At 66.2% G+C, this 24,126-nt stretch carries 22 protein-coding genes; 11 read left to right on the top strand and 11 right to left on the bottom strand.

Annotation, left to right across the window (positions count from 1 at the left end):
- Positions 1-8 precede the first annotated feature (8 nt).
- The 11 genes from GYM46_RS02015 to GYM46_RS01965 form a co-directional block, all read right to left on the bottom strand.
- A complete protein-coding gene (locus tag GYM46_RS02015; RefSeq protein WP_164952582.1) occupies positions 9-803 on the bottom strand; it encodes a sulfite exporter TauE/SafE family protein in 795 nt (264 codons plus the stop codon).
- A 4-nt stretch (positions 804-807) separates the two neighbouring features.
- A complete protein-coding gene (locus GYM46_RS02010) occupies positions 808-1,296 on the bottom strand; it encodes a TIGR01244 family sulfur transferase (RefSeq protein ID WP_008258850.1) in 489 nt (162 codons plus the stop codon).
- Positions 1,293-2,234, bottom strand: coding sequence for an MBL fold metallo-hydrolase (locus tag GYM46_RS02005; protein ID WP_008264229.1), 942 nt, complete (start codon positions 2,232-2,234; stop codon positions 1,293-1,295). Before GYM46_RS02005 ends, GYM46_RS02010 begins: the two co-directional genes overlap by 4 nt.
- A 192-nt stretch (positions 2,235-2,426) precedes the next feature.
- Positions 2,427-3,077: a peroxiredoxin gene (locus tag GYM46_RS02000; RefSeq protein ID WP_008258834.1), complete on the bottom strand. Its 651-nt coding sequence runs from the start codon at positions 3,075-3,077 to the stop codon at positions 2,427-2,429.
- A gap of 97 nt (positions 3,078-3,174) precedes the next feature.
- Positions 3,175-3,480 (bottom strand): DsrE family protein, encoded by a 306-nt coding sequence (locus tag GYM46_RS01995; RefSeq protein ID WP_008258730.1) that lies wholly within the window; start codon positions 3,478-3,480, stop codon positions 3,175-3,177.
- Between the two features lie 200 nt (positions 3,481-3,680).
- A complete protein-coding gene (locus tag GYM46_RS01990; RefSeq protein WP_081836051.1) occupies positions 3,681-5,093 on the bottom strand; it encodes a glycoside hydrolase family 53 protein in 1,413 nt (470 codons plus the stop codon).
- Between the two features lie 34 nt (positions 5,094-5,127).
- On the bottom strand, positions 5,128-7,746 hold the full coding sequence (locus tag GYM46_RS01985) for a TonB-dependent receptor (protein ID WP_008264327.1): 2,619 nt from the start codon (positions 7,744-7,746) through the stop codon (positions 5,128-5,130).
- A 29-nt stretch (positions 7,747-7,775) separates the two neighbouring features.
- On the bottom strand, positions 7,776-10,235 hold the full coding sequence (gene galA, locus GYM46_RS01980; RefSeq protein WP_040349980.1) for a beta-galactosidase GalA: 2,460 nt from the start codon (positions 10,233-10,235) through the stop codon (positions 7,776-7,778).
- Between the two features lie 158 nt (positions 10,236-10,393).
- On the bottom strand, positions 10,394-12,205 hold the full coding sequence (locus tag GYM46_RS01975) for an IlvD/Edd family dehydratase (protein ID WP_008264367.1): 1,812 nt from the start codon (positions 12,203-12,205) through the stop codon (positions 10,394-10,396).
- Positions 12,206-12,955 (bottom strand): SDR family NAD(P)-dependent oxidoreductase, encoded by a 750-nt coding sequence (locus GYM46_RS01970; RefSeq protein WP_035305134.1) that lies wholly within the window; start codon positions 12,953-12,955, stop codon positions 12,206-12,208.
- A 127-nt stretch (positions 12,956-13,082) separates the two neighbouring features.
- Entirely contained in the window at positions 13,083-13,856 is a 774-nt protein-coding gene (locus GYM46_RS01965; protein ID WP_008264181.1) for an IclR family transcriptional regulator, read from the bottom strand.
- 192 nt (positions 13,857-14,048) lie between these two features.
- Between GYM46_RS01965 and GYM46_RS01960 the strand changes: the two genes are divergently transcribed.
- From GYM46_RS01960 to GYM46_RS01910, 11 genes are all read left to right on the top strand, one after another.
- Positions 14,049-15,623 (top strand): sodium/sugar symporter, encoded by a 1,575-nt coding sequence (locus GYM46_RS01960; protein ID WP_040349981.1) that lies wholly within the window; start codon positions 14,049-14,051, stop codon positions 15,621-15,623.
- Between the two features lie 25 nt (positions 15,624-15,648).
- On the top strand, positions 15,649-16,524 hold the full coding sequence (locus GYM46_RS01955) for a 2-dehydro-3-deoxygalactonokinase (protein ID WP_050771605.1): 876 nt from the start codon (positions 15,649-15,651) through the stop codon (positions 16,522-16,524).
- Entirely contained in the window at positions 16,521-17,153 is a 633-nt protein-coding gene (locus GYM46_RS01950) for a 2-dehydro-3-deoxy-6-phosphogalactonate aldolase (RefSeq protein ID WP_008260372.1), read from the top strand. Before GYM46_RS01955 ends, GYM46_RS01950 begins: the two co-directional genes overlap by 4 nt.
- Positions 17,150-18,007 carry an SMP-30/gluconolactonase/LRE family protein gene (locus GYM46_RS01945; protein WP_008263857.1) on the top strand — a complete coding sequence of 286 codons (858 nt, stop codon included), beginning with the start codon at positions 17,150-17,152 and terminating at the stop codon, positions 18,005-18,007. The genes GYM46_RS01950 and GYM46_RS01945 overlap by 4 nt, the downstream gene beginning before the upstream one ends.
- 205 nt (positions 18,008-18,212) lie before the next feature.
- Entirely contained in the window at positions 18,213-18,845 is a 633-nt protein-coding gene (trhA, locus tag GYM46_RS01940) for a PAQR family membrane homeostasis protein TrhA (RefSeq protein ID WP_008263735.1), read from the top strand.
- A 244-nt stretch (positions 18,846-19,089) separates the two neighbouring features.
- Positions 19,090-19,989 carry a manganese catalase family protein gene (locus GYM46_RS01935; RefSeq protein WP_008258843.1) on the top strand — a complete coding sequence of 300 codons (900 nt, stop codon included), beginning with the start codon at positions 19,090-19,092 and terminating at the stop codon, positions 19,987-19,989.
- A 23-nt stretch (positions 19,990-20,012) separates the two neighbouring features.
- Positions 20,013-20,291, top strand: a complete 279-nt coding sequence (locus GYM46_RS01930) for a DUF6894 family protein (protein WP_372704767.1) — start codon at positions 20,013-20,015, stop codon at positions 20,289-20,291.
- A gap of 82 nt (positions 20,292-20,373) precedes the next feature.
- Positions 20,374-21,228, top strand: coding sequence for a Crp/Fnr family transcriptional regulator (locus GYM46_RS01925; protein ID WP_244304271.1), 855 nt, complete (start codon positions 20,374-20,376; stop codon positions 21,226-21,228).
- A gap of 118 nt (positions 21,229-21,346) precedes the next feature.
- Positions 21,347-22,072, top strand: a complete 726-nt coding sequence (locus GYM46_RS01920; RefSeq protein WP_008263661.1) for a Crp/Fnr family transcriptional regulator — start codon at positions 21,347-21,349, stop codon at positions 22,070-22,072.
- A gap of 244 nt (positions 22,073-22,316) precedes the next feature.
- Positions 22,317-22,886 carry an SRPBCC family protein gene (locus GYM46_RS01915; RefSeq protein ID WP_008263669.1) on the top strand — a complete coding sequence of 190 codons (570 nt, stop codon included), beginning with the start codon at positions 22,317-22,319 and terminating at the stop codon, positions 22,884-22,886.
- A 32-nt stretch (positions 22,887-22,918) separates the two neighbouring features.
- A complete protein-coding gene (locus GYM46_RS01910; RefSeq protein WP_008263934.1) occupies positions 22,919-24,094 on the top strand; it encodes a zinc-dependent alcohol dehydrogenase in 1,176 nt (391 codons plus the stop codon).
- Positions 24,095-24,126 lie beyond the last annotated feature (32 nt).

The following is a 24,126-nucleotide window of genomic DNA, read 5'->3' as shown; positions in this document are numbered from 1 at the left end:
GTGTGGTCTCACCCGATCAGGCCGAGCGCGCCGGCGCTGCGGTAAAGCATATAGAAGGCGACGACGAAGATCAGCCCGGCGAACACTGTGTTCAATAGGCCTTTTTGTCCTGACAGGGCCTTGGCCAGCCGTGCGCCGACCAGACCGCCCAACACCCCGCCGCCGATGAAGACGGCCGCCAGTGGCCAGTCGACCCAGCCGTCCAGGGCGTAGTTGAAGGCCGTCGTCAGGCCGAAGGCCGTCACGCCGACCAGCGACGAGCCGACCGCATAGTAGATGGGCATGCGGGTCGAGACCATCAGGCCAGGGACGATCAGGAAGCCGCCGCCGATGCCGAAGAAGCCGGACATGATCCCTGTCAGGGCGCCGGTTCCGATCAGCTTCGGCGCATTGCCCGGCGTCAGAACCACATCGGGGTCGCCGGCGGCCGAGCGGCCCCTCAGCATCAGCGCCCCGACTATCAGCATCAGGACGGCGAAAAGGGCCAGCAACTTCTGGCCGTCCACCGCCTTGCCCAGGGTCGAGCCCAGGACGGCGCCGAGGACGCCAGCCAGGGCGAACAGGCCGGCGATCTTCCATTTCACAGTGCCGTGTCGGGCGTGGTTCAGCAGGTTGGCGAAGGCGTTGGCGGCCACGGCGAAGGCGCTGGTGCCGATGGCGAGGTGGGGATCCTTGACCCCGACCAGATAGACGATCAGCGGCACGGCCAGGATGGACCCGCCCCCGCCGACCAGACCCAGGCTGAAACCGACCAGCGAACCCGCGCCGGCGCCGAGGCCGTATTGAAGAGGGGAAAGATCCATGGGGTCAGCGCGCGCCTTCCAGGCGTGGACGAAGCGCCGACAGGTCGTAGCCGGCCGCCTGGGCGCGTTGGATCAGGCGGTCGGCTTCGTCGGCCGCGCGGGCGAGCGCCCACAGGGTGGTGGTGCGCGTACCGGTGCGGCAAAAGCCGAACACAGGCCGGGGCAGGGCGTCGAGGGTCCGGCGGAAGGCCGCCACATCGGCGTCGGATATGGCGCCTCCAACCACGGGCACATGGGCGAACGCCAGGCCGACGGCCTCGGCGGCCTGGCGAAATTCGGCTGCGCTGGGCTGATCGGGGTCTTCGCCGTCGGGCCGGTTCGAGATCACGGATCGAAAGCCCTGGGCCGCGACGGCGGCCAGGTCCTGCAAGGCGATCTGGGGGGAGGCCGAAAGGGCGTCGTCCAGCGGGCGGATATCCATCGCTCGGTCTTCCTGCTTGCGGATCGGGTTCAGGTCTTGCGGCTCAGGCCGGCCGGCGCGCTGAAGGTTCACAGCGCGTTCAGCGGGACCTTGAGGTAGCGAACCCCGTTGGCCTCGGGCTCCGGCGGGCGTCCGCCGTTCATGTTGACCTGAACCGACGGCAGGATCAGCCGGGGCATGGGCAGGGTGGCGTCGCGTTGGGTGCGCATGGCCACGAACGCGTCCTCGGAGACGCCGTCGCGAATGTGGATATTGCCGGTGCGCTGAGCGCCGATGGTGGTCTCCCAGACGAATTCATCGCGGCCGGGCGGCGCCTTGTAATCGTGGCACAGATAGACCCGCGCCTCATCCGGCAGGGCGGTCAGGCGATGGATCGAGCGGTACAGGGTCCGGGCGTCGCCGCCGGGGAAGTCGCAGCGCGCCGTGCCATAGTCCGGCATGAACATGGTGTCGCCGGGAAAGACCGCATCGCCGATCACATAGGCCAGGCAGGCGGGCGTGTGGCCCGGCACATGCAGCGCCATGGCCTGCAGCCCGCCGATGCGGAACCGGTCGCCGTCATTGAACAACTGGTCGAATTGGCTGCCGTCGCGGCGGAATTCGGTTCCCTCGTTGAAGATCTTGCCGAATACGGCCTGGACAGTGAGAATTTCGTGGCCGATGGCGAGCCGGCCGCCCAGCTTTTCCTGCAGATAGGGCGCGGCCGACAGGTGGTCGGCGTGGGCGTGGGTCTCCAGCAGCCATTGCACCTGGAGATCTTCGGACTTCACGTAGTCAATCAGGGCGTCGGCGGAGGCGTTCGAGGTTCGGCCGGAGGCCGGATCGTAGTCGAGCACGCTGTCGATGATGGCGCAGACCTTGGAGCCGGGGTCGCGCACCACATGGCTGACCGTAAAGGTCGCTTCGTCAAAAAAGGACTTCACAACAGGACGTTGCGTGGCGTCCGCCAGGGCGGCGCGCACGATTTCAGCGGCCTGTTCACGGATGGGGTCTTGGGGGTGCGAGGACATGGGGGCGTCTCCGTTGGGTGTTCATATATAGATATATTCATACTTGGCGCAAGTATGTATTTCGGCATGGCGAAGCGGCCTGAAGGTCGGTAGATTCCGCCTCTTGGATTCGTCTTAGGCCGCCCATGTGAGCTCCTTTCGCGTCCGGGAAAGGGAGGGCCGGACCGCTGTCGCGGTCCGGCCGGCGTCCGATCAGGCGGCTTTCGGGGCGTCGGGGAGCTCGCGCGTCGAGAAGTACCAGTCGGTGTAGTCGTAGCCTTCGGAGGCGCGGGCCTCGGCCGCCGCGGCGGTCTTGGGCGGGGGCACGATGGCCGGCTGGCCCGGGCGCCAGTCTTCCGGGGTCGCCACGCCATTGGCGTCCGACGTCTGGATGGCGGTCAGCAGTCGGACGAACTCGTCGATGCTGCGGCCGTTGCTCATGGGGTAATAGACCATGGCGCGAAGCTTGCCTTCCGGATCGATCAGGAAGGTCGCGCGAACGGCTGAGGTGTCGGCCGCGCCCGGATGGATCATCCCATAGGCTTGGGCCACCTCCATCTTCAGGTCCTCGATGATGGGGAAGGGGATTTCGACGCCGAACTTCTCCTTGATGTTCCGGGTCCAGGCCAGGTGGGAGAAGATGCTGTCGATCGAGAGTCCCAGAAGGTCGCAGTTCATCGCGGCGAACTCATCCGCGTGCTTCGCGAAGCCGATGAACTCGGTCGTGCAGACCGGGGTGAAGTCGGAGGGGTGGGAAAAGAGAATGAGCCATTTGCCGCGATAGTCGGCCAGGCAGCGATCCCCGTGGGTCGTGCGGGCGTGGAAGTCGGGGGCGGGTTCGTTGAGGCGGGGAAGTCCGGTCATGTGATGTCTCCTTCAGACATCCTGATCAACACTTATATACATAGTTACACAAACTAATAGTTTTTATCCGCCTGAAAGGTTCAGCCTATGACCCCCGTCAATTGACGATCAGCGCATAGCCCGCCTGTTGATGGTGAATCACCGTCATCAGGGCGGCGAGATCGACGGTCACGCCCGGCTCGAGTTCGGCTTCCGTGACGCCGTGGCCCGCCATGGCCTGGCCGCACAGGCGCACCTGAACGCCGGCGGCGAGAAGGGCGCGGATCAGGGCGCTGTTGAGATTGGCGTCGCCCTTGCCGCGCGCGGCCCAGGCGGCGTCGGACAGGACCGCAGTCGTGGCGGCGCCGTGCAGGACGACGACGATCTGACGATGGTCGGCGTCGACGCCGCCCGCCGCCAGCATATTCGTCAGCCGCGCGACGCGATCCGGCTGTTCGCCCGCCTCCTCGGGGCGATGTCGGTGGTCGTGACGACTAGGCCCAGTTCGGTCAACTATACGCCCTCAATGGCATCGACCTTCAGGGCGTTCATGATCGGGACCAGCGCCTCGCACCGGCTGATCACGGCGACCCGCGCCTGCCGTCGAAGGTGTCCGCCAAACCGTCAGCGCGTAGTCGAATAGACCCCGACGAAGTCGTCATTTCCAACGTGAACGGCTATCACTTGGCCGGATTCGAGCAGACCCCGTTCGAAGGGGCGGCGGTCGAAGACTTGGAATCGGATGTCGGTTTCGGGCCTGACTTTCGTCGTGTAACGGTAAAGACCTGGGTCGGAGCCGTCGGGTGCGAGCCGCACGGCGACGTCGTTGGCGCCTAGGAAATCGCCCCAGAGCCACAATGACCCGGCGGCGCCCTCGGGACGACGAATGGTCAGAGTGATGGTCGTCGGTTCTTGATAGGCGGCTTGGGCGAAGGTCGCCGCAGGGGTCGGTTCCCCGTCGCGTCGCCAGTCGAAGTAGGTCGCGTTCTCCCAGTTGGATCCCTGACCCCAGCGGGTCGAGCAGTCGGTAGAGACCCAAGCCGGTTCCCAATAGACGACACCCACGCCGCCAGCGAACTTCACCCGCTGGGTCAGATCGACCATGTACTGGCGCTGGCCCTCGTAGGTGGCGGGATAGCCGGGCAAGAGGGAGTCCTCGCCCAGCAGGTTCGGGGAATCGTCCGCCGAGTCCGTGGTGAACGGATAGGCGGTCTCGACCACAACCACCTCCGCCGGATAGCGATGGCGCAGACGATTGATCGTCTGCTCCAGTCCGTCCAGGCCCTGGGTCGACCATTTGCGATAATAGCTGACGCCGATCAGGTCGAAGTCGGTGACTCCGTGCTTCCAGGCGTCGGCGAACCAGGGTTCGACGTTCTCGGGCTGGGCGATGTGCAGCATGACCAAAGGCTGGATGCTGGACTGGGCGCCGGCGTCGCGTACGGCCTTGATCCCGGCGTTGAACAGGGCGGCGTTGCGTTCCCAGTTGATGCCGGGGCGGGCGGTCTTCCAGTCGAGCTCGCCCATCATTTCGGGGTTGGTTTCATTGCCGACCTGAACCTGGTCCGGCATCAGGCCTTCGGCGTCGAGCGTCCGAAGGGTCTGGAAAGTGTAGTCATAAAGAGCCTGGGCCAGGGCCGGCGTGTCGTCGCGCATCGACCGCCAGGCCTTGGGCACGATCTGCTTGTCCCCGTCGGCCCAGTCGTCCGAATAGTGGAAGTCGAGCAGAACCTCCATTCGGGCCGCGCGGGCGCGGCGGATGGTTTCGCGCACATCGTCCAGGTCGCTGTAGTTGGTCCATTCGGCGTCGTTCCAGATCCGGACCCGCACCAGATTGGTCCCCATTTCGGCGAACAGGCCATAGGGATCGCGGGCCTGACCGTCCTTGCGATAGATCGCGCCGCAGTCCTCCATCTCGTTCACATAGGACAGGTCGGCGCCGAAATAGAAGGGCGCCGGCTGGCCCGCCTGCTGGGCTTGCGCGGGCAAGGCCATCAGGGCGGCGAAGGCGGGAAGGAGGATGCGGCGGATCTTCATGGGCGATTCCGTAGGCTTGAGGTGCGACGCGGGGTCAGTAGCGGAAGGTGGCGTCGAGGCTGAACCGGCGACCGAAGCGGGTGTTGCTGGCCAGACGGTTCTCGTCGTTGTCGTAGTAGGTGTTGACCTCTTCATCGGTCAGGTTGCTGGCCTGGAAGCGTACGCCCAGGTTCGACGTCACCTGGTAGGAGGCGCTGAAGTCCAGGGTGGATTCGTTGTCCAGCGTGCGCAGCGCAGACCCGTCCCAGCCGCTGATGACGGTGAAGGGGCTGTGGTACTTGTAGCCCAGCCGGCTCTCGAACTTGCCGTCGGAGTACCAGAGGTCGACCGTCGCCGTCTCGCGGGCCAGGCCGGTCGACTCCAGCGGGTTGTTGGCCGGCGAGAACTCCTTCACGTCGGAATCGACATAGGCGAAGTTGGCGTAAACGCCGAAATTCTCGAGCGCCGGGATAAAGCGGAACGGCGTCTGGAAGGTCAGCTCGATGCCGCTGATGCCGCCGCCGTCGCCGTTGAACGGACCGGTGACATTGTAGGTCACGCCGTCGATGGTCACCGGCTGGGTGAAGTAGCCGATGTGGGTCTCGACGTCCTTGTAGTAGGCGGCGGCGGCGAACAGGGCTTCCGGCGCGAAATACCACTCGTAGGACAGGTCGACCTGGTTGGCGATGTAGGGGGTCAGGTTCGGGTTGCCGGCCGAGCCTGTGGGCGGAGGGCTGGTGTTGAACAGGGTGCGGCCGGCGCGCAGTTCATCCAGCGGCGGACGCGCCAGGGTCCGGGCCAGGCCAAACCGCAGCTGTTGGTCTTCGGCCAGGGCCAGGGTCAGGTTCAGGCTGGGCAGAAGTTCGAAATAGTCATTGTCGATCGAGATCGGCGTCAGGGCTCCGCTGTTGACGGATTCATAGCCGTTGCTGGTGGTCTCGGTCTGAACCGCACGCATGCCGACGTTGCCAGTGACGGGCAGGCCCGCGAAGTCGCCGGCGAAATCGACCTTCACATAGGCCTCGAACACCGTTTCATCGACGGACCATCCCGAGGCCTCGTCCACGGCGTCTGCGGGCTGGACGAAGCCGCCGTAGGCCGCCTGGGCCACAGCGTCGAAATCGCCGTTCAGGAAGCCCGGGGTGTCGAAGTCGGAGACGGTGAAGCTGCTGAGCAGCGACGAGGGAAGGGTGGCGACGATCGGCGCCTGGGTCCACAGCAGTCGCTCGTAGGCCTTCGACCGGTCAGAGGCGCGGACGCCGAAGGAGGTCTTGGTGACGCCCGTCTCGCCGCCGTAGTGGGCGACGTCGAACTGGGCCGACGTCAGTTCGTCCGTCAGCTTGCCGCCGTCCGCCTGGCCGGGGACATAGTCAAACAGCGGCTGGAAGCTGGGGTCTGACGTATCATAGCTGGCGAAGGCCGACGGCGTCCGGCCCGGCGTCATGTCGACGCCGGCGAGCGCCGGATAGTGTTCGGTGAAGATCGCGCGCCAGAGGTTCTCGCGCTCGGCCTTCGAATAGGCGACGTCGCCGGTCAGGGTCCAGGCGCCCGACATCCACTTGCCGTTCAGCCCCGTGGCCAGCAGCGTCTTGTCCTCGACGTATTTGGCGATGACGTTGGTGACCGAGGCGAATGGCAGCGTGGCGGCGACCACTGTGCCGTCGATGATGGTGTAGGAGGCGGCCGGATCGCCGTAGGCCCAGCCGGAGGCGCCGGCAAAGTTCGAGTAGGTGTTGTTCCTGCCGTACCAAATCTGGTTCTGGTCCTCGTCGATTTCGACCTTCGAATAGAGGGCGTCCATGTTCAGTTCGAACTGGTCGGACGGCTTCCATTGCAGGGCGCCGTTTACGCCGTTGCGGGTCTCGGTCAGGCGTTTGACCTGGGTCTGGGCGCCCCAGAAGGTCGCGTCCAGATCGCCGTCGCCGTCGATATCGCCGGGCGATCCGCCCGTATCTTCGTCGTTCCAGCCCCAGCCCTCGAAGGTCGAATAGCCGTTCTTCTGCTCCTGGTGGGTCACACCCAGGTTGACGCCGAGGGTATCGGTAAGCCGATGGGTAAGGCTGGCGCTGAAGCGCGAACCCAGCGGATCATAGTCAGGCAGGTCCTCGCCGCCCTCGTAATAGACCGCGCCGGCGGTGCCGACGAAGCTGGGGCCGCGATAGTCCAGCGGGCGGATGGTGCGGATGTTGATGGTGCCGGCGATGCCGCCGGAAATCAGGTCGGCCGACTGGGACTTGTAGACCTCGACGCCCGAGACGACCTCCGACGGATAGATTTCCCAGCGGACGTTGCGGTCCGGCTCCGACGAGGCGACCTCGCGGCCGTTGACGAGGCCCAGCACCAGGCGCGGGCCGAGGCCCCGGATCGAGGCCTGGCTTTGGTTGCCGCGGTCGCGCGTGCCGTTGACGCCGGGAAGACGCACCAGCTCTTCGGCGATGGTCACGTTCGGCAGTTGGCCGATGTCCTCGGAGGAGATGGCCTCGACCACCAGGTCAGAGCGGCGCTTGACGCCGATCGCGTCGCGCAGCGAGGCGCGGATGCCGGTGACGACAACCTCGTCGACCTGGGCGGCGTCGTCGGTGGCGGGGGCCTCCTGGGCCCAGACGGGGGCTGCGGCGAGAAGGGCGGCCAGCGATACGCTGGCGGCGGCGATGGTCTTGCGATTGGCGGTCATTAGAAACTCCCCCTGTGCTCGCCTGATTTTCAGGTCGATAGTTTGGTGTTGCGGGCGTCGAGACGAAGCACGGCGGGCCGCAGCCCGTCGGCCCGCGCGGTGACGGTGATGGGGCCGCCTTTGCGGCCCGTCTGGACGATGGCCTGGGCCAGTCCGTTGAACAGATGTCGGCGGTCGCTGCGATCCGGCTCGTGGCTGACAGGATCGCCGTTGCCGACGCCGATGACCCGGGCGTCGCCCGCAACCTCGAAGGCGACAAGGTCGTTGGCGCGCGGACAGGGTCGGCCACGGGCGTCCACGACGCTGGTGGCGATCATGGCCACGTCCTCGCCGTCGGCAGTCAATCGTTGACGATCAACGGACAGACGCAGAGCCGCCGGGGCGCCGGCGGTCTCGCGACGCTGGGTCGAGACTAGGTGACCATTCTTGTACCCGCGCGCCTCCAGCACGCCCGGCGCATAGGGGACGGACCAGGCCAGGTGACGATTGCGTTCGACGGTCTTCGCTCCGACCGAGCGGCCGTTCACGAACAGTTCGACGCGATCCAGGTTGGAATGGACCCAGACCTCGATCTCCTCGCCTTCGCGCCCTTCCCAATTCCAGTGCGGGAACAGGTGCAGCAGCGGTTCGGGCCGCCACCAGGCGCGGTAGTACCAGTAATTGTCCTTCGGGAAGCCGCAGGAGTCCATGGCGCCGAAGTAGGAGCCGACGCTGGGCCAACGGCTGTAGGGCGTCGGTTCGCCGCGATAGTCGAAGCCGGTCCAGATGAAGCCGCCGGCGATATAGGGGCGCTCAGCCGCAATGGTCCACCATTCCTCGGCGGTCGAGGCCCACCAGGGGTGTTCGCGGTCATAGGCGGGGACGATGTGCCGGGCCGCGTCCAGCACATATTCGCCCCGGGTCGAGACCGTGCTGCCCGTCTCGCTGCCGAGGATGGGCTGATCTGGGAAGCGGGCGTGATAGCCCTCCATCTGGGGGGTGCGATAGTTGAAGCCCAGAACGTCGACGACGCGCGATACGCCGGTGTCGAAGTCCTGGTCCTTTGCGGCCGTGACGGGGCGGGACGGGTCCAGGCGGTTGACCAGCCGCTTCATGGTGCGGGCGATGGCGGCGCCGGTTTCGTTGCCCTGGATCGCCTGTTCTTCATTGCCGATCGACCAGGCGATGACCGAGGGTCGGTTGCGGTCGCGCCGCACCAGGGTGGCCAGCTCTGTCATGGACTCTTCGTCGGAGGACATACGCCGCGTCTCGGCGATGACCAGCATTCCCAGCCGGTCGCAGGCGTCCATCAGCTCCGGCATGGCCGGATTATGCGAGGCGCGATAGGCGTTGCAGCCCATGGCCTTCAGCTGTTCGATCCGCCAATCCTGGAGCCGATCCGGGATGGCGGCGCCGACGCCGGCGTGGTCCTGGTGACAGCAGGCGCCGAGCAGTTTCAGCGGTTGTCCATTGAGCAGGAAGCCGCGTTGGGCGTCGAAGACCGCGGACCGGACGCCGAAGGGCGTCTCGATCCGGTCGACCACGACGCCGTCGATCTCGATTTCGGTGGTCAGCCGATGGAGCTGGGGATCGGCGGGCGACCACAGGGGAGCAACGTCCCAGGCCAGGGCCAGGTCGGCGTTTTCGTTCCTCCAGGGCGCCAGCGACAGCATGACTTCCCGTCGCGCCTTCTCCAGGCCGTTCGGCGCCACGACGACGGTACGCACCGTCGCCGTGCGAGACGAGTCCGACTGGTTGCGCACGGCCGCCTCGACCGTCGCCCGTGCACCCGAACCCTGCGGCTCCGCCCGGATGAACACGCCGTCGGGGGGCACATGGACCGGGTTCGCCGCCGTCAGCCAGACATGTCGGTAAAGACCCGCGCCTTCATAGAACCAGCCCTCGCCCAAGCTGGCGTCCACACGGACGGTCAGCCAGTTGGGGCGGCCGGGTTGCGCCACGTCGGTGATGTCGATGCGGAAGGGCGAATAGCCGCCGGCATGCTCGTCGACGATGATCCCGTTGACGAAGACCACGACCTGGCGGAACGCGCCGTCGAACTCCAGTCCGATGCGGCGGCCGGCCCAGTCGGCCGGGATGTCCAGGGGGCGTCGGTACCACCCGACGCTGTTCTCGGGATGGTCGCGGCCCAGGGCGTGGAACCCATGCGCGGCGCGGGGATCGTCCTGATCGGGCGCCAGGATGCGAGGCGTGGAATCGTAGGGCAGGTCGATCGCCCAGTCGTGCGGAGTCTGGACGTCGGTCCAGGCGGAATCGTCGAAGTCCGCCTTCGCCGCCTCGGCGATGGGGGAGGTCTCGGAGCCGCCCGTTTTGGCGTAGGTGCGTTGATCTCGACCGAAGCCGAAATCCTTGTCGATGTCCGCCGCGTGGCCGAGAGCGAACTTCCAATCGAACGCCAGCTTGATGCGTCGTCGGGTCTCGGGCGTCGCCGCCAAGGCCGGGGTTGAGGGAAGAATCGCCGCCACAGCCGCCGCCGTTGCGCCCTGCATCAGGGCGCGCCGATCCACGCGTGAAACTAGTAGATCTTCGCGATCCAACGCGACGCCTCCCTGAAACCCTCAGGCCTGTTGCCGGCCCTTGAGTTCAGGAAACCGGCTAGGCCGACTTCTGTCAATGAAATAATTTTTACAGGCGATGTTGATCGTGCTCAGTGGCTGTCGCGAGGCAGACCGAACCTGTCGACGATCCGGTGGTATTTGACCGCCGGTTCCAGCACGGCGCCGGTCTCCAACTGACCGACCACCGCGCGCTGCATTTCCTGCCACGGCGTCTGGGAGGCCGGGTATTTGTAGCCGCCCGCCGCCTCGAACGTCTTGCGGCGCTCGGCCAGTTCCTCGTCCGAGATCAGGATGTCGGCGCGGCCGGTGTTCATGTCGATCCGCACCCGGTCGCCGGTCTTCAGCAGGGCGATGTTCCCGCCCGCCGCCGCTTCCGGCGAGGCGTTCAGGATCGACGGCGAACCGGAGGTGCCCGACTGGCGTCCGTCGCCGATACAGGCCAGGGCGCTGACGCCCTTCTTGATCAGGTAGGACGGCGGCCGCATGTTCACGACCTCGGCCGCGCCCGGATAGCCGATGGGGCCGGCGCCGCGCATGAACAGCAGGGTTTGTTCGGTGATGCCCAGGCTCTCGTCGTCGATCCGGTGATGATAGTCCTCGGGTCCGTCGAACACGACGGCAGGGCCCTCGAAGGCGTTCAGGTCATCGGGGTTGGACAGATAGCGTTCGCGGAACTCGGGTGAGATCACGCTCAGCTTCATGATGGCCGAGTTGAACAGATTGCCGGTGAAGACGACGAAGCCGGCGTCGGTCTTCATCGGGGCGTCGAAGGTCTTGATCACATCGGGCAGGACGATCTCGGCGTCGCGGCAATTGTCGCCGATCGACTTGCCGGTGACGGTCAGGGCGTTCTCGCGGATCAGCCCCTGTTTCATCAGCTCTGACACCACCGCCGGCACGCCGCCGGCGTGGAAATAGTCCTCGCCCAGATAGGCGCCGGCGGGCTGCAGATTGACCAGCAGCGGAACGTGCAGCCCCTCAGTCTGCCAGTCCTTCAGCGGCACGTCGACATGGGCGTGGCGGGCCAGGGCGGTGAGGTGGATCGGGGCGTTGGTCGAGCCGCCGATGGCCGAGTTGACGACGATGGCGTTGTGGAAGGCCTCTTTCGTCAGGATGTCTGACGGCTTCAGATCTTCGCGCACCATCTCGACGATCCGTAGCCCGGTCTCATAGGCGACCTGGGCGCGCTCGCGGTAGGGGGCGGGAATGGCGGCCGAGCCGGGCAGCGACATGCCCAGGGCCTCGGCCAGCGAGTTCATCGTCGTCGCCGTGCCCATGGTGTTGCAGTAACCGACCGACGGAGCCGAGGACGCCACCAACTCGATGAAGCCGTCATAGTCGATCTCGCCGGCCGCCATCATCTGGCGCGCCTTCCAGATGATCGTGCCCGACCCGGTACGCTCGCCCCGGTGCCAGCCGTTCAGCATGGGTCCGACCGACAGGGCGATGGCGGGGATGTCGACGGTGGCCGCCGCCATCAGGCAGGCGGGCGTGGTCTTGTCGCAGCCGATGGTCAGGACGACCCCGTCCAGCGGATAGCCGTACAGGCTCTCGACCAGCCCCAGATAGGCCAGGTTGCGGTCCAGGCCGGCGGTCGGGCGCTTGCCGGTTTCCTGGATCGGGTGAACTGGGAACTCCATGGCGATGCCGCCCGCCTCACGGATGCCTTCACGCACGCGCTCGGCCAGCACCAGGTGGTGGCGGTTGCACGGCGACAGGTCCGAACCGGTCTGGGCGATGCCGATGATCGGCTTGTCGGACTGCAGCTCTTTGCGCGTCAGGCCGTAGTTCAGATAGCGCTCAAGATAGAGGGCCGTCATGTCCGGATTTTCCGGATTGTCGAACCAGGCGCGGCTGCGGAGCGTCTTGGAGGGGGGAGGGGTCTTTGAGGTATCGGTCATTCAGGTCCAGCCGCCGTCGACGACATAGTGTTGGTTGGTGATTGCCCCCGCCTCGTCCGAACACATGAAGACGACCACCTTGGCGATGTCGTCCGGCACGAGTCGGCGCTTGAGGCACTGGTTGGCGTAGATTTCCTTTTCGGTCTCTGGCGTGACCCACAGCTCCAACTGGCGCTCGGTCATGATCCATCCAGGCGCGACAGCGTTCACCCGCACGCCGAAGGGGCCGAAGTCGCGGGCCAGCGAACGGGTCAGCCCAATCACGGCGGACTTGCACGCCGTATAGGCCGGCATGCCGCCCTGACCGATGATCCATGACGTGGATCCCAGATTGACGATGGCGCCCTTGCCCGTCGCCTGCATGTCCGGCAGCACGGCCTGGGCGGCGAAGAACAGGTGCTTCAGGTTCATGGCCATGCGGCCGTCCCAGTATTCCTCGGTCACGTCCAGGGTCGCATGACGTTCGTCATGGGCGGCGTTGTTGACCAGAACGTCGATCAGCCCGAACGCTGCGCGCACTTCCGCGACCGCAGCCTTCAAGGCCGGAATGTCGGTCAGGTCGCAGGGAATGAACAATGTGTCCGCCCCCAACTCGGCCCGAAGCCTGGGTCCGCGTTGTGTGTCGATATCCAGGAAGCCGACCCGGGCGCCCTGGGCGTGGAAGCTGCGGACTATGGCTTCGCCTATCCCCCCCGCGCCTCCGGTGACGATGACGGTCTTGTCCTTCAGATCAGGATAGATGGCGGCCATGATAGAGCGCGCCTCCTCGACGCCCGCCGTTTATCCGGCGACTTGTGAGATTTTACAAATGAAACCTGTGCCGTCCACGAAAATGGCAATAGCCACTGGCCCTGTCAACGGTGGACTGTCCTGGCTCTCAGGCTTGGGAGACGGCGCTCATCTGCCCGGAGATCGCTGTGGCCGTCCGCACCAGCAGGGTCGCTGCCTCCGCCTTGCTGCACACCATGGGCGTCTGTTCGATGAAGGGCGTGATCAGGGTGGCGATGACGCCGTCCGAGCCCATGATCGGGGCGACCAGATCGGTCACGCCGACGACGAAATCGCTGGCCCGCTCGACATGCGCCCCCTGGGTCATGGCGTCGGCGCGTTCGGCGAACTCGGCCACCACCGCCGCTCCGAACAGGGCGACGAGACGGTCGTGCAGATGTTTGCGCGCTCGCTCGTTGGCGCGCGAATAGAACATCAGCCCCGAGGTGGCGTCCAGAATGCTGCGGCGATAGCCGATCCGGACCGAATAACCCAGATCTCCGGGGCTCTCGATCCGGGCGATGACCACGATCTGGTCACCGGAGGGTACGACGAGATGGCAGGATTGTCGCGTAGTGGACGCCAGGTCACGCATGGCCGGCATGGCGACGTCGACCAGAGATTTGATCGGGGCCTGGGTCATGCCCAGGGTGAAGAGGCGGTTGGTCAGCCGATAGCCGTCCGGCGACTGTTCGATATAGCCGCGGAACTCCAGCACCTGGATCATCCGGAACAATTCGCTGACCGAACGCCCCAACGTCACCGACATCTGCGATGGCGTCATGGGTTCGCCCTGGGCCGACAACAGCTCAAGGACGTCGAGCCCCTTCTCGAGCGCCGGGGCGCGGTATTTGCGATCGTCGGTGGAAGCTTGGCCAGTCATGAGAATCCTGTCGGAAGATGGATAGGCTACCGGGGCTCCCTGATCGGGTGAAGCCTCGAAGGACACCGACCCTAACATTGTCGCCCGTGAAATGTTTACGCATATATAAAAAGCCGTTGCAGCCCGCCCGCGCCTCCCTTAGGCTTTTGCGGAAGCCCGAACCAAAGGGCACGATAGTTGGGGGAAATGCACATGACGCTCGCGGGCATCGATCTGGCCATTCTGGCGATCTACGCCGTCTTCATCTTCGGCCTGGCCCAGTGGGTCTCGCGGACCAAGGCCGGCGAGCAGAAGACCTCCACCGATTATTTCATGGCGTCCAAGAGCCTGCCCTGGTGGGCCATTGGCGCCTCGCTGATCGCGGCCAATATCTCGGCCGAACAGATCATCGGCATGAGCGGCTCGGGCTATGTGATCGGCCTGGGCATCGCCTCCTATGAATGGATGGCGGCCCTGACCCTGCTGATCGTCGGCAAGTTCTTCCTGCCGATCTTCCTGCGCAACGACATCGTCACCATGCCGCAGTTCCTGCAGCAGCGGTACGGGCCGACGATCCGCAATGTCATGGCCGTCTTCTGGCTGCTGCTCTACGTCTTCGTCAACGTGACCTCGATCCTGTGGCTGGGCGCCATCGCCGTCCACACCGTGACCGGGTTCAACCAGGATTACGCCATCGTCGCCATCGGCGTCTTCGCCCTGGCCTATCAGTTGTGGGGCGGCCTCAAGGCCGTGGCCCTGACCGACATCGTGCAAGTCGCCCTGCTGGTCTGCGGCGGTCTGATCATCGGCTTCATCGCCCTGTCGACCATCGGCGGCGAGGGCGGCGCGGCGGCCGGCTTCCACACTCTGCTGACCCAGTTCCCCGAGAAGTTCGACATGATCCTGTCGAAGGACAATCCGCACTATCAGGAGCTGCCGGGCATCGCCGTTCTGCTGGGCGGCCTGTGGGTCATGAACATCAGCTACTGGGGCTTCAACCAGTACATCATCCAGCGCGCCCTGGCCGCCAAGTCGCTGCCGGAAGCCCAGAAAGGCATCGCCTTCGCCGCCTATCTGAAGCTGCTGATGCCGGTGATCGTGGTCCTGCCCGGCATGGCCGCCCTGATCCTGGCCCCGAACCTGTCGGCGCCGGACCAGGCCTATCCGTCGATGATGAACCTGCTGCCGGTCGGCCTGAAGGGTCTGGTCTTCGCCGCCCTGATCGCCGCCATCATCGCCTCGCTGGCGTCCAAGGTGAACTCGATCTCGACCATCTTCACCCTGGACCTCTACGCCAAGATCAAGAAGGACGTGCCCGAGCACCAGCTGGTCACGGTCGGCCGCATCTCCGCCGTCGCCGCCGTGGTCATCGGCATCCTGACCGCCCGTCCCCTGTTGGGCGGGTTTGATCAGGCCTTCCAGTTCATCCAGGAGTTCACGGGCTTCTTCACGCCGGGCATCGTCGTCATCTTCATGCTGGGCCTGTTCTGGAAGCGCGCGTCTGAAGCTGGCGCCCTGACCGCCGCCATCGGCTCGGTGGTGCTGTCGGCCATCTTCTGGTGGCTGCAGGAGACCGGCCAGTTCATCTTCCCCTTCATGAACCGGGTCGGCGTCGTCTTCGTCGTCTCCCTGGTCGCGGCCGTGGTCGTGTCGCTGCTGATCCCGGCCAAGCCAGACGCCATGAAGATCAAGCTGGACCAGATCAGCTACAAGACCTCGCTGGGCTTCAATCTGGCCGCGGTCGGCGTCGTGGCCTTCCTGATCCTGGTCTATTCGATCTGGTGGTGATCGCTCATTGTATGAACGCATCGAGATGACCGGACTGATCGGCGTCGACTGGGGCACCAGCAATCTGCGCGTCATGCGACTGGGGGCGGACGGGGCGGTGCTGGATCGGCGCATCGACCCCCGCGGCGTCGGCCGCCTGGCCTCCGGCGCCTTCCTCGGGGTGCTTGAAGAGGTGGCGGGCGACTGGCTGGACCTGGCGCCGGTGCTGATCGCGGGCATGGCCGGATCGCGCCAAGGCTGGATCGAGACGCCCTATGCCTTCTGCCCGGCCGATGTGGCGACCCTGGCTGCGCGACTGGCCCGACCGGATGCGGCGCGCGACATCTATATCGTTCCCGGCGTCGCCCTGACGCCCCAGGGACTGGGCGACGTCATGCGCGGCGAGGAGACGCAGGCGCTGGGGCTGTTCGGCCCAGACGAAACAGGCCTGATGATCGCCCCCGGCACCCACAGCAAATGGGTGCGGGTCGAGAACGGCGCCATCGCGGGCTTTCGCACCTATCTGACCGGCGAACTGTTCGCCGCCGTGCGCCACGCCACACTGATCGGTCGCGACATGGGAGCGCCGGGCGGTGACGACGCCGCCTTCGACGATGGGGTGCGGCTGGCGCTGTCCGACCCGGCCGTCACCGCCCACCTGTTCACTGTTCGCGTCCGGCAGTTGGCCGGCTCCTTGCGCCCAGAGGGGGCGGCGGACTTCTTGTCCGGCCTGTTGATCGGCACCGAACTGGCGGCCGAGACGACCCATCGCGACAAGCCGGTGCAGGTGGTGAGCGAGGCGGGCCTGGGCCAACGCTATGCACGCGCCCTGGCTCTGGCCGGCTTTAAAGACATCCGCAGCACCTCCGGCGAAGTGGCTGTGGCGCACGGACTCCACCGCATCTGGAAGGCGATCCCATGACCCAGGCCGTCGAAAAGGCCCTGAAGACGCTGCCCCTCGTGGCCATCCTGCGCGGCCTGACGCCCGAGGAGGCGGTCGAGATCGGCGAGGTCCTGGTCGCGGCCGGCTTCACCTGCCTGGAGGTGCCGTTGAACTCTCCCCGCGCGTTGGAGAGCATCCGGAGGCTGCGTGACGCGATGGATGGCCGGGCGGTGGTGGGAGCGGGCACGGTCCTGACGCCCTCGGCCGCGCAGGACGTCGCGGATGCGGGCGGGCAACTGGTGATCTCGCCCAACGTTGACCCGCGCGTAATCGAACGCGCCCGTGCGCTGGGCCTGTTCACCATGCCCGGCTTTTTCACTCCCACGGAAGCCTTTACTGCGCTGGAGGCGGGGGCCGACGTGCTGAAGCTGTTTCCCGCCGAACTGGCCGGGCCGGGCGCCGTCAAGGCGATCAAGGCGGTCCTGCCCAAGGGGCAGCCGGTCTATGCGGTCGGCGGCGTCGATCCGGACAACATGGGCGCCTGGCGCGCGGCGGGCGCCGACGGCTTCGGCATCGGCTCGGCCCTCTACAGACCCGGCCGAACGGCGGACGAGGTGGGTGCGGCTGCGTGCGCCTTCGTCGCGGCCTGGTTCGGAAGCGGACAATGAGCGCCGCAGCCGAACTTGTCTGGGACCTGGGGGCCGAGCTGGCGGAAGGCCCCGCCTGGGACGCCGTGCGCGGGGCCCTTTGGTTTGTCGATATCAAGGGCCGGGGCTTGCACCGCTATACGCCGGCGACCGGCGACACGGCGTCCTGGGACACGCCCGACCAGATCGGTTTCGCCCTGCCGGCCGAGGACGGATCTTTGGTTTGCGGGGTGCGCGGCGGCCTGCACCGGTTTGAACCGGATACGGGTGTCTTCACTCTGATCCAACCGGTCGAGCAAGACCGGCCGCAGAACCGGCTGAACGACGGCTTCGTCGCCCCTGACGGGTCGCTGTGGTTCGGCTCGATGGACGACAGCGAGGTGGTCAAGACCGGCGCCCTGTATCGCTGGGCCGACGGCGAGCTGACACGGCACGACGATGGCTATGGCGTCACCAACGGGCCGTGCCTCAGCCCGGATGGCCGCACCCTGTATCACCACGACACCCTGGCCAGGACCATCCTGGCCTTCGACCATGACGACGGGGCGCTGTCGAACCGGCGGGTCTTCGCCGTGACCGACGACGGCTATGCCGACGGTCCCAGCATGGATTCCGCCGGCGTGTTGCACGTCGGTCTGTTCAACGGCTGGGGGGTGGCGCAGTTTTCGCCTGAGGGCGAACGGATCGGCAAGATCGACATGCCGGTCCAGACCGTCACCAAGGCGGCCTTCGGCGGCGAGGATCTGCGCGACCTCTATATGACCACGGCCTGGCTGGGGAACGCCGACAAGCGCGGCGAACAACCGACTCTGGGCGGCCTTTACCGGTTGCGGGTCAAGACGCCCGGCCTGCCGCAGAACCTGATCCGGCTGTGATCGCCCTTGAGGCCGATGATGTCGGCGGCAATTGGCGTGACAGGCTGAGGCGCCTGGCGGATGGCCTGTGCCGGTGACGGTTTAAGCGGCAGATTCCTCGAACTGGCCGCTTGAAATCGCCGCAGCGCTTGGCGCGCCTCCTGGAGGCGGTGTAGCCGTTGGCGGCCCAGCATCGGATACGCCCGTGACCGACCCATCCACGCTCATGAAACACTATGACGACCCCCAGGCGCGGCTGGCCGATCTGGTGGTGCACCTGACGGGTCTGGCGCTCGCTCTCGTCGGGGGCGGGATGCTGCTGGGTCTGGCGATCGGGTTCGGCCATGTGGGCCGCTTGGCGGCCTCGGCCATCTACGCAGGCGGGTTGTTGACGATGCTCGCGCTTTCGACGGCCTATAATTTCGCGCCCGCGCGGTTTCAGCCGGTGCTGCGGCGCTTCGACCATGCGGGGATATTCCTCATGATCGCGGGCTCCTACACGCCGTTCACCACCCAACATCTGACGGGGGGCTGGGCCTGGGGGATGACGGCGGCGGTGTGGGCCACGGCGCTGTTCGGCGCCCTGGCCAAGTTGCTGCTGCCGGGCCTGGGGCGCGGTTTCTGGATCGCGATCTACCTGGCCCTGGGTTGGCTCATGGTGATCGCGGTTCAGCCGTTGATGGAGAGCCTCGGGATCGCGCCGCTGATCCTGCTGGCGGTCGGCGGCCTGCTGTATTCGATCGGGGTCGGCTTCTATGCGCGCAAGGCGCTCCGGTTCCGACGGGCCATCTGGCACGGCCACGTGGTGGCCGCCGCCGCCGTTCACTGGGTGGCGGTGCTGCTGGCCGTGATCGCCTGAGCGCAGCCCGGCCGTCGCGCGGGCTTGCGTCAGCCCTGAGTTCGGACTTGAACTGGGGCGGGAAGCGTCCCAATCCGTCGTCATGATCTCGGCGACCTCGGCTTGGCCAAGGGCGGTCTGGCGATGTTCCGCCGGGACGTGGGCGGCGCACCGAACGCCCGGCTCGAACGTCTGCTGTGTGACTTTCGGAACAGCGATGACGGCTTCCGGTTACGGGTCCATCACCCCCAGCAGGACCCTCTCAATGTTCATTCACAACAAGCGACTGATGTACACGGTGCGCGTCGCCGAGCCGAACCCCGGCCTGGCGACGCTCATGCTCGAGCAATTCGGCGGTCCGCAGGGCGAGCTGGCGGCGGCGATGCGCTATTTCACGCAGGCGCTGGCTGAAGAGGACGCCGGCCGCAAGGACATGCTGCTCGACATCGCCACCGAGGAGCTCAGCCACCTGGAGGTGATCGGTTCGATCGTCGCCATGCTGAACCGCGGCGCCAAGGGGAAGATGGCCGAGGCGGCGCTGGAGGAGGCGGATCTGTACATGTCCCTGAATGATCGGGGCGAGAGCCACACGACCTCCATCCTGTACGGCGGCGCGCCGGCGCTGGTGAACTCGGCGGGCGTGCCGTGGACGGCGGCCTATATCGACTCGATCGGCGATCCGGCTTGCGACCTGCGGTCGAACATCGCCGCCGAGTCCCGCGCCAAGATCGTCTACGAGCGCCTGATCAACGTCACCGACGATCCGGGCGTCAAGGATGCGCTGATGTTCCTGATGACCCGCGAGGTCGCGCACCAGAAGTCATTCGAAAAGGCGCTCTACGCCATCGATCCCAACTTCCCCGCCGGCAAGATCGGCGGCGTGCCCGAGTTCAGCGACAAATACTATGACCTGTCGCAGGGCGAGGGGAATACACGCGGTCCCTGGAACGAGGGCGAGCAGTGGGAGTATGTCGAGGATCAGGAGAACCAGATGGCTGTCGACGGCGGCGACGGTTCGGCCTCGGTCGTCCTCGAGTCCGCCGACGAGTCGTCCGTGAACGCCTTCGCGCTGCGAACCGCGTCGGATCCGGACGCGAACCCCGTCACTGGCGCCGACTTGGGCGCAGGACCAGGCGCGGGCAAGACCACCGTCCTCCTCGACTGATCCCCTCGAACCGCCGGGCGTCCATGCCGCATTATCATTTTAACATGTTGAATGGACGCCCATTCCGGGACCTCGACGGCGAGGAACTGGCGGACGAGGCCGCCGCCCGTCGAATGACGTTGACGATCATGGGCGAGGTGCTGCGGGGCGGCGAGATCGACATCCGGGGCGCGGGTCCGTTCCGCATTCTCTGCACGGACACCGCCGGAGCTGTCGTCACCGGGCTGATCGCCGAAGAGATGTCGGCGAAGGCCGTGGCCCATATGCTGGCGAGATTGAACGTCGGGGCCGTGCAAGACTAGCCTTGGAAGGATGTCCAACTCCGAGGCCGATCCTCCCTGGCCGTCGAGGACACGCCTCGGGAGCGCCGCACCCAGACCCGACGTGGGTGAAGCAGAAGCAGGTTGGCGCGCCTCATGGGCCAACCCCGAGCGCGTGTTCTGCGACGCGCATCCCCATGTGAACGTCCCGCCGCCTCGCAACGTTTGGACCCCGGACACGTTACGCGGCGGTGGGGTGATTTTGTACGGTCTGATCGAAAAGCTGAGCCGCAGGGATGCTCTGACGCCTGAAGAAGCGGCGGCGCTTCGTGAGGTGCTGGGGCCATTGCAACGCGTCGCTGCCGGGACCGATATCGTCCGGGAGGGCGCGCGGCCGGAGCACAGCACTCTGCTCACCAGCGGCTTCACGGCTCGCTATTCGACACTCGCGGATGGCGGACGGCAGATCACCGAACTGAACGTCAGCGGCGACTTTGTCGATCTGCATAGCTTCATGATGAAGCAGATGGACCATGGCGTCGTCGCCCTGACGGAGTGCGTGATCGCCCCGGCGCCTCACGTCGTTCTGCGTCGACTTACCGAGGAGCATCCTCACCTCACCCGGCTGCTGTGGCTCGACACCGTGATCGACGCGGCGATCCACCGCCAGTGGATCGCGTCCATGGGCCGGCGGAGCGCCCTTGCGCACCTCGCGCACCTTGTGTGCGAACTCTACAAGCGGCTTGAGGTCGTGCGTCACGCCACCGATTGTAGGTTCGAACTACCGTTGTCGCAGGCCGTCCTGGCCGACGTGCTGGGCCTGTCCACGGTGCACGTGAACCGGCTGGTGGCCGACCTCCGCGCCAGGAACATCCTGACTTGGGGCCAGGGACGGATCGAAATTCTGGATTGGGACAGGCTCGCAGAACTGGCGGAGTTCGACCCCGCCTTCCTGCGGCTTCAGCGCGAGCCTGTCTGAGCGTCAGATCGCCGCGACCGCCTCACGGCGTCGCGGCGATCTGACAGAGACTAGAGGTTCCCGGGGCGTCGTTCACCTATGTGAATGCGCCCCCCGAAATGGAGGCGCAGGAAAGAGCATGCCCCAAGAACAATCCTCTGCTTTTGCGCCCGACTGTTTGGCGGATGCGAGCGCGCCTGCGCGTCAACGGCCGGCCTCGGCCGCTTCGGGTCTGACGACCGAAACCCTACGCCTGTGGCAGGCCTTCTCGCCCTTGCCGCCCGAGCGACGTCGTTGGGCGCTGTCGGTGGGCGTCGTCGAGGCCCGCCGCGCGGGCGACTTCCACCTCGGGGCGGGGGAGGTGGCGGTGATCGTTTCCGGCTGCCTGGCCACCGAGGCGGCGGGCTCGGACCTGTCGGCCGAAATCCTGGGACCGGGTCACGTGGTGGCGACCGGGACCGGCCGCTCCGTCGCCGGTCAGTGGATCACCGACGGGGAAATCTATCGGGTTGCTTTGGTCGATTGGCTTGATCGGGCGGGCGAGGCAGGGATGCTCCACCTGTTGGACGCAGAGGACCGCAGACGCGCGAGGCTGGAACGCCGCCTCGTCTGCGTCGGCCGACATCTCGCCACCGCTCGCGTCGCGGACCTTCTGCTGTCCATTCACCGCGCGGCCCCGCGCCAGGACATCCTGCTGTCGCAGGAGCGTATCGGCGACATGCTCGGGCTCCGTCGCTCCACGGTCAACGGCTCGTGCCGGGCGCTTGAGGGCGCCGGGGGAGCGCGCACCGGGCGGGGGAAGATCCGGATCCTGGATGCCAGCGGCCTGACGAAGACCGCCTGCGGATGTCACGCCGCCCCGTGAGGATCGGCGGGGGATATCCTGCCTGGCGTCGGCTCAGGCGCCGGAGCCAGGCTCCGCCATCCTGCCTGCTCGGCCAGGGGGCCGGGCGTTTTCGGCGGCGGTCTGGGCGAGGGCGTCTGTCATGGGAACTCCGGGGTTGGGTCCGGCTTCCGACCCCCGGCAGCCGCGCCTGTTCCTTCGCGGACACTGGGAACGAAGCTCCGGCCGGGTGGTTGACCAGACTCAGCTGACCGGAGCTAAGCCCATGTCTTATAGTGAAGTTTCGACCGACGCCGATGTCGGGTCGACCGCATTCGTCGACAAGGATCGACGCGAGGGCGAATACGAGGCGTCCAGCCTCAGGGCCGTCCTGATCAATCGGCCTCGCGATGAATTATACGCCTACTGGCGCGATCTCACGAACCTGCCGACCTTCTCGGAGACCGTGAAGTCGGTCGAGGTGCTGGGAGACGGCCGCTCGCGCTGGATCGTCGCCGGCCCAGGCGACAAGGACGTCGAATTGACCAGCGAAATCACCGAGGACGTTCCCGGCGAACGCATCGCCTGGACCTCCAGCGAAGGCTCCGACGTCGACCACGAAGGCTGGGTGGCGTTCAGAGACAACGCCTTCGGGCGGGGCACGGAGGTGCGGGTCTTCATCAGCTACGAGCCGCCTGCGGGGATCGTCGGCAAGGTCGTCGCCAAGGTGATGCAGCGCGAACCCCGCATCCAGGCCCGACGCGAGCTTCGTCGCTTCAAGCAGCTGATGGAGACGGGCGAGATTTCGACCTCCAAGGCGCCTGACGCCGCGCCCCGCGCCTCTCGCCACTTCTGATTTTTCCGACCCCATTCGATAAGGATTCGCCCATGCGCGCCCTCACCTGGCACGGCAAACACAATGTTCAGGTCGACACCGTCCCTGACCCGCAGATCGTCAATCCTCGCGACGCCATCATCAAGATCACCGCCACCGCCATCTGCGGTTCGGACCTGCACCTGTACGACTCCATGATCCCCGGCATGTCCAACGGCGACATCCTGGGCCATGAGTTCATGGGCGAGGTGGTCGAGGTCGGCCGGGGCAACACCAGCCTGAAGAAGGGCGACCGCGTCGTCGTGCCCTTCGTCATCGCCTGCGGCCAGTGCTTCTTCTGCGAGAAGTCGATGCCGGCGGCGTGCGACAACTCCAACCCGGCCGACAAGGCGGACGCTACCGAGATCGCCTATGGGCAGTCAGTCGCCGGCCTGTTCGGCTATTCCCATCTGACCGGCGGCTTTGCGGGAGGGCAGGCGGAATATGCGCGCGTCCCCTATTCCGACTATGGTCCGATCAAGATCCCGGACGGCATCGAGGACGAGAAGGTCCTGTTCCTGTCGGACATCTTTCCGACGGGATGGATGGCTGCGGAGAACGCGCAGATCCAGCCCGGCGACACAGTGGCGATCTGGGGCTGCGGCCCGGTGGGGCTGTTCGCGGTCAAGAGCGCCATCCTGCAGGGCGCAGGTCGGGTCATCGCCATCGACCATCATCCCAACCGTCTGGCGCTGGCCAAGGCTAACGGCGCGGAGGTGCTGAACTATCACGAGGTCAAGGTGCGCGAAGCCCTGCTGGAGATGACTGCGGGTCTGGGCCCCGACAGCTGCATCGATGCGGTGGGCATGGAGAGCCACGGCTTCTCGCCCGACAATATCATCGACGCGGTCAAGCAGGAGACGCGGCTGGGCACCGACCGCCCCCATGTGCTGCACGAAACCATCATGGCGGTCCGAAAGGGCGGCACGGTCTCGGTGCCAGGCGTCTATGGCGGCTTTGCCGACAAGTTCCCCGTCGGGGCCTTCATGGAGAAGGGGCTGACGCTCAAGACCGGCCAGACCCACGTCCAGCGCTACCTGCCGCAGCTGCTTCAGCTGATCCTGGAGGGGGGGATCGACACCACCGACCTGATCAGCCACCGCCTGCCTCTCGAACAGGCGGCGGAGGGCTACAAGAACTTCAAGGAAAACCAGAATGAATGGACCAAGGTGATCCTGAAGCCGCATTGACGGCTGCACCAGCCGGGCTGGCGAGAAGCGGT

Source organism: Brevundimonas mediterranea (genome assembly GCF_011064825.1).
GTDB lineage: Bacteria > Pseudomonadota > Alphaproteobacteria > Caulobacterales > Caulobacteraceae > Brevundimonas > Brevundimonas mediterranea_A.
The sequence above is the reverse complement of the archived record's forward strand: the minus strand, read 5'-3'. Positions and strand labels throughout refer to the sequence as shown.

What these genes read in the sequence shown, in the direction of transcription:
- GYM46_RS02005 (WP_008264229.1), bottom strand. Translation starts at nt 2,234, where the DNA reads ATGTCCTCGCACCCCCAAGACCCCATCCGTGAACAGGCCGCTGAAATC.
- GYM46_RS01965 (WP_008264181.1), bottom strand. Translation starts at nt 13,856, where the DNA reads ATGACTGGCCAAGCTTCCACCGACGATCGCAAATACCGCGCCCCGGCG.
- GYM46_RS02015 (WP_164952582.1), bottom strand. Translation starts at nt 803, where the DNA reads ATGGATCTTTCCCCTCTTCAATACGGCCTCGGCGCCGGCGCGGGTTCG.
- GYM46_RS01935 (WP_008258843.1), top strand. Translation starts at nt 19,090, where the DNA reads ATGTTCATTCACAACAAGCGACTGATGTACACGGTGCGCGTCGCCGAG.
- trhA (WP_008263735.1), top strand. Translation starts at nt 18,213, where the DNA reads ATGAAACACTATGACGACCCCCAGGCGCGGCTGGCCGATCTGGTGGTG.
- galA (WP_040349980.1), bottom strand. Translation starts at nt 10,235, where the DNA reads ATGCAGGGCGCAACGGCGGCGGCTGTGGCGGCGATTCTTCCCTCAACC.
- GYM46_RS01990 (WP_081836051.1), bottom strand. Translation starts at nt 5,093, where the DNA reads ATGAAGATCCGCCGCATCCTCCTTCCCGCCTTCGCCGCCCTGATGGCC.
- GYM46_RS01970 (WP_035305134.1), bottom strand. Translation starts at nt 12,955, where the DNA reads ATGGCCGCCATCTATCCTGATCTGAAGGACAAGACCGTCATCGTCACC.
- GYM46_RS01920 (WP_008263661.1), top strand. Translation starts at nt 21,347, where the DNA reads ATGCCCCAAGAACAATCCTCTGCTTTTGCGCCCGACTGTTTGGCGGAT.
- GYM46_RS01960 (WP_040349981.1), top strand. Translation starts at nt 14,049, where the DNA reads ATGACGCTCGCGGGCATCGATCTGGCCATTCTGGCGATCTACGCCGTC.
- GYM46_RS01955 (WP_050771605.1), top strand. Translation starts at nt 15,649, where the DNA reads ATGACCGGACTGATCGGCGTCGACTGGGGCACCAGCAATCTGCGCGTC.
- GYM46_RS01985 (WP_008264327.1), bottom strand. Translation starts at nt 7,746, where the DNA reads ATGACCGCCAATCGCAAGACCATCGCCGCCGCCAGCGTATCGCTGGCC.
- GYM46_RS01995 (WP_008258730.1), bottom strand. Translation starts at nt 3,480, where the DNA reads ATGCTGGCGGCGGGCGGCGTCGACGCCGACCATCGTCAGATCGTCGTC.
- GYM46_RS01945 (WP_008263857.1), top strand. Translation starts at nt 17,150, where the DNA reads ATGAGCGCCGCAGCCGAACTTGTCTGGGACCTGGGGGCCGAGCTGGCG.
- GYM46_RS01915 (WP_008263669.1), top strand. Translation starts at nt 22,317, where the DNA reads ATGTCTTATAGTGAAGTTTCGACCGACGCCGATGTCGGGTCGACCGCA.
- GYM46_RS01950 (WP_008260372.1), top strand. Translation starts at nt 16,521, where the DNA reads ATGACCCAGGCCGTCGAAAAGGCCCTGAAGACGCTGCCCCTCGTGGCC.
- GYM46_RS02000 (WP_008258834.1), bottom strand. Translation starts at nt 3,077, where the DNA reads ATGACCGGACTTCCCCGCCTCAACGAACCCGCCCCCGACTTCCACGCC.
- GYM46_RS01910 (WP_008263934.1), top strand. Translation starts at nt 22,919, where the DNA reads ATGCGCGCCCTCACCTGGCACGGCAAACACAATGTTCAGGTCGACACC.
- GYM46_RS01930 (WP_372704767.1), top strand. Translation starts at nt 20,013, where the DNA reads ATGCCGCATTATCATTTTAACATGTTGAATGGACGCCCATTCCGGGAC.
- GYM46_RS01975 (WP_008264367.1), bottom strand. Translation starts at nt 12,205, where the DNA reads ATGACCGATACCTCAAAGACCCCTCCCCCCTCCAAGACGCTCCGCAGC.